Source organism: Alcaligenes endophyticus, assembly GCF_026344035.1.
Classification (GTDB): domain Bacteria; phylum Pseudomonadota; class Gammaproteobacteria; order Burkholderiales; family Burkholderiaceae_B; genus Alcaligenes; species Alcaligenes endophyticus.
The window spans coordinates 12,952-24,662 of record NZ_JAPKND010000010.1; the positions used below are offsets into that span (position 1 = coordinate 12,952).

Sequence of the window (11,711 nt, forward strand, 5' to 3'; positions counted from 1 at the left end):
TTAGATGTCCTGAGGTAAAGGCGCGTTGAGTGTTGCCTCAGGATCAAAATGAGTCACTAGTCGTTGAGCCTGATGCAAGCTAATTCCGTGGCTACGAAAACGCCGTAAAATGCCTAGCAACAAGCTACTACGTATCGCTCTTTGGTGACGCACATTACTAATAAAACAACGTCCCCCAAATAGCAAACCATCTCCTTGCACGCCATCACAAAATAAACGTGCTGCGGGTTCAGCCAATACCTCGGGTTGCTCGGCAACGGCATCATGCAGGATCTGCATGACTAGGTCAGCATCCACATCCAAAGGTAATAAAAGCTTGATATCCACTGCTCCTACTATATCGGGCTGCCAGGTTAAATTACGCACGGGACGCCCCACCATTTCAGCATTGGGCACCACTAATAATGAGTTATCAAAACGCTCTACATACGTGGCACGAAAGCGTACTTCACGCACATTCCCCTCCCCACCCTCGACCTCAACCCAATCTCCGACTTTAAATGGACGCTCGAGCATCAACACTAGACCCGATGCAAGGTTTTGTACTATTCCACGCAAGCCGAAACCCAAGCCTACGCTAAGTGCTGTAAAGACCCAAGTCACCGCATTGACAGGCACCCCTAGCATGGTCAGGCTGACCACTAACAGCGCAAAATAAGAGGTGTAAGTCAGTGTTCCCACTATGCCCCGCTGCAGACCCGGCTCCAAGCGGGTGGTTGGCATAAATCGCTGCATTAACCAATTACGCAGTAGATTCACCACTAACACGCCCAGTATCATCACAGCGAGAGCCAGCAGCCACAAGTCAAGGCGCCACTGCACAGCGCTTAAACGCAAGGCATCACTGGCACTTCCCAAACCCGACTCTAGTAACTCTTTAGGCGCCACGAGCCAATCCGAACTAATCAACCAAAAGCACAAGCCTAAAACCACGACCCGAGCAATCGCGAACAAAGCAATAATCCATTGTCCTAGCACGCGACTTCGCTCTTGGCTTGCAGGATCTGTACTAACAGCACGAGATCGCACATAAGCAAGTAAAGTGTCGCCTAAATCCTCTAACAAGCTAACCAGTAAGTAGGCCAGTACCCCAAGCACTAGCACCCACCCCACAAAGTGAGTCAGAATGTCGTCAGCTAAGCCTATCCACCCCCCTAGATACGCTCCCCAAGCAAGGAAGTAAGCCACTAGCATGGCTCGATAGAGCCAACGCATCCACGAAATAGCCTGTCCTGGCTCAGGGGAATGCCACAGACGCTCAGCACGCAAGCCCCAGAACCCATAGCCATACACTAACAACCATAACAAAACGCAAGCCGATTCCACTGAAATGGTGAAAATAGCCGAGACGTCGACTGCGCTATCAAACAAATCTGACCCTATATCCAGATAGATCAGCAGTAAGAACAGCCAAGGGAAAAACCGCAAACGCTTATACGTACAGTCGGATAAAGGCAGTAAGCGCCAACTACTGCGCGGCTGTAAAAGCACCGCGCGTAACGAGGCAACGACCACCGCCCCAAACGTACCTGCGATAACCGCCAAGCCCACGAGTTCAATTTGCCCAAGAGATAACTCGGGGCGCCCAAGCAGCAATAGCACCCCTTGCCGCGAAACGACTGTTAAGACAGTCCCAAATACCAGCAAATTAGCCAAAGCCAACGCCGAACGACGCAATCGACTGCCTGGAACAAACCTAACCGCCCAAGATGGCATCCGACGTAGCATCCAATAACCTGCAACCACTACCGCCACAAGCAACCATAAAGAACCTTTACTTGTGCGCCAGCTATGCTCTTTTAAGGTAGCCTCCCATTCTTGATAGTAGGCTTTCAAACCAAGTAGATCGCTTGGCCAAGCCTTCCTCAGTTCCGGCCATGACTGCATAAACAGCAATGACGGCTCCCTTCGCCAGCGTTTATCGCCTTCATAGCGCTGACGAGTTTCTTGCAATAACTGCCGCACTTGCGTCGCTTCGACTTGGACCAAACGCGCAAGGCGCAATTCCGCTTGCAAGGTAGCCATAGACTTCTGTAACTGTTTGCGCTCTTGACGTATGGCATTGTGCTCTTCGGGCCCCTGCGGCTCTTCACCGACTTCTTGTAAGCGAGCAGAGAGTATCTGATTTTGCCTATCCAGTTGCCGTATAGACTGCCGTGCCAACTCTAAGCCCTCTTGTAGTTGATCATCAGCCCGCTGCACATCAGCCATGCGCTGCGTCACCTCTTCTTTTTCAATGCGTCTTTGTAACAGTCGCACGTCATCTTGGGCTTTTTGCAATTGTGCTAGTAGATCACGTTCTAAGCCCCAATCATAACTTTGCGCCGCCACTGGGCTAATTAAAATCAGCAACCAGCAAAAACAGATACAGGCGAGGGTGAGCCCGTTCCACTTTCCGCTGAATCGAAGTGAAATACTACTTGACTGACTACTTAGCATATTTTTTCTCGTGAACTTCTGCGGTGACTACGGAAGACTTCAGCGTAGGCTCTGTTGCTTGTAAAGACATGACTTGTGTGGGATGCAAAGCCAGCGCTTGCTGACGAAAGCGGTCTAGGGTTTCAAATAAAATAGCGCTGCGCACATTCGAGACTTGACGTGGGCTTGCCACGTAGCAAGATGCCCCAAACACCAAACCGCTATTGGCATCAAACCCGTCTAAAGACACTGCTGGTGCAGGCTGCTCCAGCACCTCTGCTTGCTCACTCATGGCAGTCAGCATAATTTCGCGTACTTTTTTTGCATCCGTACTAATGGGCAAGGTCAGCTGTATTTTCACTAATCCCAAAGGATTGCTGAGGGTGACATTACGGACCGACTTAGTAATAAATTCAGAGTTGGGAACAATTAAGGTAGATCGATCGAACATCTCGATCTCTGTTGCCCGGGCGTTAATTTTCCGCACATTACCATCGGCTCCATTCACACTCACCCAGTCGCCCACCTTTATGGGTCGCTCGGCCAAGAGGATCAAACCCGACACAAAGTTTTGCACCACCGCTTGCAAGCCAAAACCTATCCCTACTGACAAGGCGGAAATAATCCAGGCCATACGGTCTAAACCTATCCCTAGGGAAGACAAGACTGCGGCAAACACGAAAAAATAAGCGACATAGCTAAATAAATTAGCGGTAGAACCCCGCATACCTGGGTCCAGGCTGGTAACCGGCAAAAAACGCTCCATCAACCATTTCTGTAACAAGCGCACTACCAACACGCCAAGCAGCAACACCGATAAAGCCGATAACAACGCCGAAGGTTTAATGTACAACTGCCCTACATTAAAGCCTTCAAGCAAAAACCCTAAGCGTTTATGCACCCAATCACCGGGGTGCTCGCCAAAGGGTAAAAAAACTAGGGTAGCCGCCATCACTACTACCCAGACACGCACTGCCCCGGTTAGCAATAAAGTGATCTGGCTGCGCGTTCTAAACTGCGACACTGGCCAGTGATACTCCTGCGACCGCTCACGCACCCATAACATCAGGCTATCGCCGATGTCGGTCAGCAGAGCTAAAACCACATAGGCGCTACCAACCACTAACACCAACCAAAGCACTTCTTGCACGATGACGCCACTTAGGGCGTTATAGCCTAAGAAAAAAGCAAGGAAGCTACTCGTCACAGCCATCATTAAGACGATAGGCACCGTCATAAACCAAGGGGGAAGCCACTCCGCCCCTGGGTCCGCGTCGATACGGCGTGAACGCTGAACGCTACGGCCTAGCGTCCAGGCGACAAAGCCAATCAGTGCATTCAAACACAAAATATTGATGCTATTGAGTAATAAAGTCGTGCTCAGGCTGGCATTAATTAAGATTAATACTTGCTGACTTAACCATCCTAAAGCAAGCAAAAACGCCAATATATAAGGCAAAGGGCTTAAACGCTCAGCTAGCTTAGACGGGATAGGAGGCAAACGCCAGCTAGGCCTGTTAGGAGCCAAAAGCACACGCCCTAGGCCTGATACGAAGCCCGCTAAGTAAGCCGCCCATACTAACTGGGCCATCAGTTTACTGAGTTGGTCCGACAGCCCCACATTAGAGCGCAACAATTGATCAATAATCGTAAATAACACGCCTGGAATGAGGGTGTACACCGCGATAAGGCCTACCGCATGAAAAGAGCGCCGCAGGCGTGAGGGTTTGGTATGCGTAATGGCAAAAAAGGGTAAGCGCATGGCGATAAAAACCAGCCCCCCCACCAGCACCACAGCGGCACCAAGGGCGACAAGCCAAGCCCATTTGGAAACCTCTTTAAAACTTGCCTTGATCTCTTGGAACACCGCACTGAGTTTTTGCCAGTCTGTGGGGACATCGCGCTGTACTGTCTCCCAGAACCCGACGCTGACTAGGGGTTGGGTGCGCATGCCTAACTGCTGCTGAAATAAAAAACGGCGCCGCTGTATAACTTGATCCTGTAGTTGAGTCGCCTCTATCGCCAGGAGTTTGGCCTGCTTAAGCTGTCCATCCAGCTGGCTTTGCGTACCTAGCAACTGCTGCCGCTGCACGCGCAAGGCATCAGTCTCAGCTACTTCCTCGTCCTGTTTGCCCAGCTCATTGAGTCGAGCCTGTACGGCATTAAGCTCAGGCTCAAGGCTTAAGGCTAGGATCTGCATACGTTCGTGGGTGGCAATGAGTTCATTGCGCAGACTAGCCAAGTCCACATCGTCAACAGTAAGAGGGGAACTTAACTGCTCTTGGATTTGCTGTATGGACTGCCTAGAAAGGTCCAACTGAGTTTGACTTTCAGCGAAGGATAACTCTAGGGCCTGCACACTCGCACTTATTAACATCAGGCCAAACAAGGCACGAAATAGCCATGTTCGGAAACCTGACAAGCAGTCAGACACTCTCATTTCGGATTATCCCTTAAATCTTATACTCTCTGTGCCAGCATAAACACATGCTAATTAGCATAAGAATAACCAAGAATAAGAATAGTGAGCGATTATTTCTGTACTACTAAAGCTGAAAGGCTGCGATGTGGCCAGCCGGCCAGCATCGCCTCCTGCATTACTACCCTCTGTTTTATTTCAAGGCGTCGCCAGAGAACCAGACCTGTCCGTCAAATAAGCGTCGGGCGGTACGATAGAAGGATCCCGCTACGGCCTGCCATTGCCCTTCATTTTGCTCCACTTGCGCACCCACCGTTAAAACGCCAGAAGGCATACCTAAACGCAGCGGCCCCTCGGCTTCTACCGTTGATGACAAACATTGAGCAGGCAAACTCCCAGTCATACGCGCCGCTACCGCGGTACACAATGAAATAGTCAATGGTAGTGCACGATGCGGCTGCCCATTGGAAATCACCCTCGCCACCAAATCGATCTCCGTGGCGGGCACCACTTCGCCCGATAAAGTGGGATTATCCGCCACCGGTGAAACGATGGCTACAAAGGGCACAATCTTTATTTGCTTGGCGCTTTCCACATCGGGTGCGATCCCCATGGCAACCGACGCCTGTACGCGGATAGCATCTAAGCGTGCCAATATATCAGGGTGGCTTTCTAGGTAGTCTGGCAGCTCTAGTCCGGTCATGCCTACATCTTGAGCACGTACAAACACCGCTGCATTAGCCGCATCAATCATCGAGACTTCAATTTCACCCAATCCGGGCACATTGAGCACGTCTACCAAATTACCCGTAGGCAGAAGTTTGCCCGTACTTGCGCCACCAGGAGAGAGAAAATCAAGACGAATCGGTGAGCCTGTACCGCCCACCCCTGGAATGCTTAAGTCACCGTCGTACCTAGCTTGGCCGTCTTCAACCGCAAAGGTATTGTGGATAATTTTTTGGGTATTAGTATTAAAAATACGTACACAAGCGGTGTCACCAGTCACTTTTACCAAGCCCTGATCCACCGCAAAAGGCCCCACCGCTGAGCTCATATTGCCGCAGTTGCCACGATAGTCGACTTTTTTCTCTTTCACTGACACTTGTGCAAAAGTGTAATCCACATCCGCATCTGGATGGCTGGAGGGGCCAATAATGCACACCTTAGACAAGGAAGACACACCGCCCCCCATGCCATCTAATTGGCGCCCGTAGGGGTCTGGAGACCCCATTGCAGCAGTAAAAATATCTGCCCACGCGTCTTGATCAGCCGGCAAGTCACGCTTATGCACCATTAGAGCTTTACTGGTGCCGCCACGCATAAAGACAGCAGGAATAGATTTTTGCTTCATAAAGAGTTCTCCTGACCCAGGTGTATACCTGTATATAAAAATAAAATCGCGTAGGACAACTGGGTTAGTCGACCAGTCGGCTAAATTGAGCCACTTTTTCAATACTGGCATTACCCAAATGCCGAGCCAATAACTGGGCAGCCTGCTCCCGTTCACCTTGCTCCAGTAAATCCAGAATCGCTATGTGCTCAAGACACTGCCGCCGCACGCGCTCCCTATCCACCGATGCTTGATACTCTAACAAGCGTCGTAATTGATTTTGCCGAATAATGGTTTGCACAATAAAGCGGTTCCCAGAAAGGCTGGCTATCGCCTCATGAAAATTGGCATTGGCGCTGTACATTTCGGCATACCCAGCGTGCTTATAGCCACCACCGGCTAAAGCCTGCTGCTGTTTACGCACACGATTAATCACCTCGCTATCAATGCTAAAGTCTGGCATCAGCATGGCCGCAGGCTCAAGCACTTGGCGTAATGCATAACTTTCCTCGCAAGCACGCGGACCATCTATCATGGGTAAAAAGCTCCACCCTTTACTGGCACGTTGCTCCATCCAACCCTCGTTCGCCGCACGGGCCAGAATACGCCGGGCGCGTTCGCGCGTCAGATCATACCGGCGCATGACCTCATTCTCCGTCAACACGGTAGGCAATAAACCTGCCATTTTTTCCCGCGCTAAGGTTAAATAATTTTGCTCTTCAACGCTAATATTCAAGCGCTCATCAAACTCGCCCAACTCATCTGCACTTTTCAAAAGATACAAGCCACGCCTACCTTCCTGCGGCCCCACAACCTGATGATCGCGCAAATAGGACAACGCACTGCGAATCGGTGAACGCGAAGCGCCCAATACCTCTTCGAGCGACTGCTCGGTCATGTGATGACCAGCCTGCATGTTTTCCGCGCGCACATGCTCCAGCAAACGATGCGCTAAAGTGATGTGTAAAGAGTTGTAGTCATTTTTCATCAGTAAACCTGAAAGCGGAAAATAGCTGGTGTATACCAGTGGTATTTATTGTACTATATACTAACTAAATACAAACTAATTGTTTTGTCTTTGAACATAAACCTGCCTGAGCCTTTTTTTCAGCCTACACCGAAATTTGGCCAACCCTTAACTTGAGTTTGCTATGACCTCTCACGTCGCTTTGCAAGACCTGCAACTGGGCTCACGTACCGTACAGTATGTGCCCATCAGCCAAGTACCAGAAATAGATACGCTGCCCTTTTCTTTGCGCGTACTCCTAGAGAACCTCTATCGCCAACAAGCTTTACGGGACGGTGATGTCAGTTCAGAGATAGAGTCTTTACTCCAACGTCGAGTCGGCGACGGCATCACTTTTTATCCTGCGCGCGTGTTTGGGCAAGATATTTTGGGGCTCGTGATGCTGCTCGACATGGCGGCCATGCGTGAGGGAGTGCAAAATGCGGGCGGCAACGCCTCTTTAGTGCGCCCACATGTGCCTATCGACGTCATTATTGACCACTCTTTACAAGTCGATAGCTGGGCCAATCCGCAAGCGGCCGACATCAACTTAGCACGTGAATATCAGCGCAACGGCGAGCGCTTTGCCTTCCTGCGTTGGTGTGCTAGCGCCTTTGACGGGGTTAAAGTGGTTCCCCCAGGCAAAGGCATCATGCACCAACTGCATATTGAAAACATTGGCCAAGTGGTTTGGAGTAAAGAAGATCAGGACCAAACACTGGTTTACCCAGACAGTTGCGTCGGCACCGACAGCCACACTCCTATGGTCAACGGTTTAGGTATTTTAGGCTGGGGAGTAGGCGGCATTGAAGCCGAAGCTGTAATGGTTGGCCTACCTGTCACCATCGCTTTACCGGCGGTAGTGGGTATAGAGCTCAAAGGAAAACTGCAAGATGGCGTACTCCCTACTGACTTAGTATTAGTCATTACACAAAAACTGCGCGAACTCGGCGTAGTCGGACAGTTTGTCGAATTCTTTGGTGAAAGCGTTGATGAACTGTCACTAGGTGACCGAGGCATGATTGCTAATATGGCTCCAGAGTACGGAGCTACGGCAGTTTTCTTCCCTATTGACCAAGCCGCACTAAACTATATGCGCACTACAGGTCGCAGCGAGGAACAAATTGACCTAGTGGAACAGTATTGCAAAGTGCAAAAACTCTGGCGTGACGAGCATACTCCTGCACCGACTTTCGACACTGTCATTACACTCGATTTATCAACGATCAAGCCTTGCATCGCTGGACCAAGTAACCCAGAGGACTATCTTCCATTAGACCAAGCCTCCCACGATTTCCCCGCTCACGTAGAGAAAATCTCAGGTAAAACATACAATCCAGAACGTGCTGTGCCCGTCAAAGGTACTGACATCATGCTGCGCGATGGCGATGTCGTGATCGCAGCCATCACCTCTTGCACTAATACCGCCAATCCCGCCAATATGATGGCGGCTGGACTAGTAGCAAAAAAGGCCGCTGCATTAGGCTTACGCAGCAAACCATGGGTTAAAACCTCTTTAGTGCCAGGTAGTCAAGTTACCGCTGATGTATTGCAGCGTGCCGGATTACAAGACAGCCTTGATATTTTAGGCTTTAACATCGCCGGCTTTGGTTGCACGACCTGTAACGGAGGTTCTGGCCCATTACCCGCCGAGATTGTGGAAGCGATTGAGTCTGAAAAACTCATCGCCACTGCCGTGTTATCGGGCAACCGTAACTTTGAGGGTCGTATCCACGCCAACGTCCGTGCCGCTTACTTAGCCTCGCCAGCCCTCGTGGTGGCCTATGCCCTAGCAGGTAATTTGCGTGTAGACCTCACTCAAGATGCATTAGGCACCGACCCAGACGGTAATCCGATTTACCTGAAAGATATTTGGCCCACTACCCAAGAGGTTAACCAAGCCATAGAAGGCGCCTATGATCGTCAGTTGTTTATTGACCGCTACAGCGAACTGTATGATGGTGGTGAACCTTGGGATGCCTTAGCACGCGAAAGTGATGGTAACTATCCTTGGGAACCTGACAGCACGTACATACGCAAACCGCCCTACTTTGATGGTTTACGTTTAACGCCTGCGCCAATCACAGATCTGGTCGGTATGCGCCCCTTGGCAATTTTAGGTGACTCCATCACTACTGACCATATCTCCCCTTCTGGCTCAATTAGCCTAGGCACGCCTGCTGCTGACTTTTTGCAGTCTAAAGGAGTGGCACAAAAAGACTTTAATAACTACACCACTCGTCGCGCGAATCATGAAATCGTCAAGCGAGCCACCTTTGCCAACATTCGTTTGCGCAATAAAATTGTCCCTGGCGTGGAAGGCGGCGTCACAAAGCTCATGCCCGACGGCGAAGTGATGCGCATTTTTGAGGCTGCGCAACAATACCAAGAGCGCCATGTGCCTTTGGTCGTCATTGCCGGTAAGAACTATGGTTGCGGCTCCTCGCGCGACTCAGCAGCTAAGGGCCCTGCCTTACTAGGTGTAAAAGCAGTGATTACCGAGGGTTTTGAACGCATTCACCGTACCAACCTGGTGGGCATGGGTGTGTTGCCCCTGCAGTTTAAGGAAGGCACGAATGCGGAAACGCTGGGCTTGGATGGCTCAGAAACTTTGGACATTTTGAATCTAGCTCAAGATGTGGGTGTACGTTCAACCGTTCAATGTCGCATTACACGAGCCGATGGCAGTCAATTAACGGTTCCGCTCACTGTGCGACTGGACACCACAGAGGACGTAGAGTACTGGCGCCATGGCGGTATTTTACCGCGCGTGTGGCGTAACTACATGGAGCAGTCAAACGCCATTTAAGTGTTACCCTATACAACGCCCACCGCTATCATCGCGGTGGGCGTTGTTGTTTAACCAACTTTAATAAAATGTGATGCAGATGAAAATTGTCTTTTTTTACCCCAATCCAGATAAAGCCCATCAATGGGCGGCCCAGCTTAAGGCCGAAGGCGTGGAGTTTGAGGCAATTTTCTGGCAACCCGATCAAACAGTTAGTGCTGATTACGCTATTGTCTGGCTCCCCCCCGAAGAGTTTTTTACTTCAGTGCAAGATCTACAAGCCGTATTCAACATGGGGGCAGGGGTCGACGCACTACTTAACAATAAATATTTACCGGCCGACCTACCCGTTGTACGCCTCGATGATGCCGAAATGGGGTTGAAAATGACTGAGTATGTAGTGCATGCTATTGCCCAGATCACCCGTCGGCTAGACCAATACACAGCCCTACAACAGCAAAAGGTATGGTCTGGAACGGCTGACTATCCGTACTTTGAGAAATGGCCCGTTGGAATCATGGGGTTTGGCCGTGTAGGCCAGCAGATAGCAGACGTCGTCCATGCTTTGGGGTATCCCGTTCATACTTGGTCACGCACTGCCAAAACAGCAGAAGGCATAACATGTCACCATGGCCAAACAGGGTTAAAGGAGTTTTTACGATCGACAAAAATTCTGATCAATGTATTACCATTAACCCCCGACACCACGAATATTTTGAATGCTGAGAACCTGGCACAATTACAGCCCGGCAGCTCTCTCATTAATATTGGTCGAGGCCACCATGTGGTTGATAATGACTTATTACAAGCGTTAGACAGCCAGCATATGGCTGGCGCCATATTGGATGTGTTCCGTACTGAGCCCTTACCAAGCGAACATCCCTTTTGGAGCCATCCAGCAATTCGCATCACTCCCCATATTTCAGGCCCCACCCATGCTGCAAAAGCCATCCAGCAAATAGCGCAACGCATACATGCGCAGCAAGCAGGCCTTCCCCTAGAGGGCGTTATAGACCGGCAAACAGGCTACTGATACGGAGAAAACTGAAAAAATAGCTGGCATACCCCTGCCGCTGCTAGGTAAGGCCCAAAATGTAAATAGCGACCTTGATACCAGCGGCCGATTGCCCAGATCAATGCTGCATATAATAAGGCTCCTAGCGAGCTAAGGAGCAGTAAGGTGGGTAAGGTAGCCAACCCAAACCAAGCGGTTAGTGCGGCTAATAACTTAAAGTCGCCATGCCCCATGCCCTGTTTATTGCGTAACCAGATAAAACCGGCATTGATCAACCAAAGAAAACCATACGCACATGCTGCCCCTAACACGGCCATTTCAAGGGTAGTGTACATCTCTCCCACATTGACCAGTAACCCCAACCATAATAAAGGCTGTGTTAGGGCATCAGGCAAGTAGCCGGTTTCCGAATCGATCCAAGCCAGCACAAGCACTGCCACTAAGAAGGTAGCGGCAGCAAGAGTACGGTAATCAAGCCCATAAACCAACCCTGTTATGGGAAGCAACACAAATAGCAAGGTGACCAGTATGACTCTGCTGGTATAACTATGTGTGACGAACTGCTGAGGCTGGTGTTGCGCCAGTTCACGCAATAAACCCAGCCCCCACCAACATAGAGGCCGAAGCAAAACGCCCCCCCACAACAAGGCTAACACTGCAGCTAAAACATGGTCCCTGTCGAACACGACTCGCATATCGTTTCCTAACGCTACTATAAAGATTCCATGCCGGATA

At 50.3% G+C, this 11,711-nt stretch carries 7 protein-coding genes; 2 read left to right on the forward strand and 5 right to left on the reverse strand.

Annotation, left to right across the window (positions count from 1 at the left end; all coding sequences use genetic code 11):
• The 4 genes from OSH01_RS14905 to OSH01_RS14920 all read right to left on the reverse strand — a co-directional run bounded on the left by OSH01_RS14905 (nt 1) and on the right by OSH01_RS14920 (nt 7,155).
• Nucleotides 1-2,439 (reverse strand): mechanosensitive ion channel family protein, encoded by a 2,439-nt coding sequence (locus tag OSH01_RS14905; protein ID WP_266124922.1) that lies wholly within the window; start codon nt 2,437-2,439, stop codon nt 1-3.
• Nucleotides 2,429-4,858: a DUF3772 domain-containing protein gene (locus OSH01_RS14910; RefSeq protein WP_266124923.1), complete on the reverse strand. Its 2,430-nt coding sequence runs from the start codon at nt 4,856-4,858 to the stop codon at nt 2,429-2,431. The genes OSH01_RS14905 and OSH01_RS14910 overlap by 11 nt, the downstream gene beginning before the upstream one ends.
• A 172-nt stretch (nt 4,859-5,030) precedes the next feature.
• Nucleotides 5,031-6,188 carry a 2-methylaconitate cis-trans isomerase PrpF family protein gene (locus OSH01_RS14915; RefSeq protein ID WP_266124924.1) on the reverse strand — a complete coding sequence of 386 codons (1,158 nt, stop codon included), beginning with the start codon at nt 6,186-6,188 and terminating at the stop codon, nt 5,031-5,033.
• 64 nt (nt 6,189-6,252) lie between these two features.
• Nucleotides 6,253-7,155, reverse strand: coding sequence for a GntR family transcriptional regulator (locus OSH01_RS14920; protein WP_266124925.1), 903 nt, complete (start codon nt 7,153-7,155; stop codon nt 6,253-6,255).
• Nucleotides 7,156-7,318: 163 nt separating this feature from the next.
• Between OSH01_RS14920 and acnA the strand changes: the two genes are divergently transcribed.
• Together acnA and OSH01_RS14930 are read left to right on the forward strand one after the other, a co-directional pair.
• Complete coding sequence (acnA, locus tag OSH01_RS14925; RefSeq protein ID WP_266124926.1) at nt 7,319-9,982, forward strand: aconitate hydratase AcnA; 2,664 nt, start codon at nt 7,319-7,321, stop codon at nt 9,980-9,982.
• A gap of 79 nt (nt 9,983-10,061) precedes the next feature.
• Nucleotides 10,062-10,994 carry a 2-hydroxyacid dehydrogenase gene (locus OSH01_RS14930; protein ID WP_266124927.1) on the forward strand — a complete coding sequence of 311 codons (933 nt, stop codon included), beginning with the start codon at nt 10,062-10,064 and terminating at the stop codon, nt 10,992-10,994.
• On the opposite strand, the gene OSH01_RS14935 is transcribed toward OSH01_RS14930, so the two are convergent.
• On the reverse strand, nt 10,988-11,671 hold the full coding sequence (locus OSH01_RS14935) for a prepilin peptidase (RefSeq protein WP_266124928.1): 684 nt from the start codon (nt 11,669-11,671) through the stop codon (nt 10,988-10,990). The genes OSH01_RS14930 and OSH01_RS14935 overlap by 7 nt on opposite strands.
• Between the last annotated feature and the right edge of the window lie 40 nt (nt 11,672-11,711).

Bases quoted from the DNA above. Each gene is read 5' to 3' on its own strand.
- OSH01_RS14905 (WP_266124922.1), bottom strand. From the start codon at position 2,439: ATGCTAAGTAGTCAGTCAAGTAGTATTTCACTTCGATTCAGCGGAAAG.
- OSH01_RS14910 (WP_266124923.1), bottom strand. From the start codon at position 4,858: ATGAGAGTGTCTGACTGCTTGTCAGGTTTCCGAACATGGCTATTTCGT.
- OSH01_RS14915 (WP_266124924.1), bottom strand. From the start codon at position 6,188: ATGAAGCAAAAATCTATTCCTGCTGTCTTTATGCGTGGCGGCACCAGT.
- OSH01_RS14920 (WP_266124925.1), bottom strand. From the start codon at position 7,155: ATGAAAAATGACTACAACTCTTTACACATCACTTTAGCGCATCGTTTG.
- acnA (WP_266124926.1), top strand. From the start codon at position 7,319: ATGACCTCTCACGTCGCTTTGCAAGACCTGCAACTGGGCTCACGTACC.
- OSH01_RS14930 (WP_266124927.1), top strand. From the start codon at position 10,062: ATGAAAATTGTCTTTTTTTACCCCAATCCAGATAAAGCCCATCAATGG.
- OSH01_RS14935 (WP_266124928.1), bottom strand. From the start codon at position 11,671: ATGCGAGTCGTGTTCGACAGGGACCATGTTTTAGCTGCAGTGTTAGCC.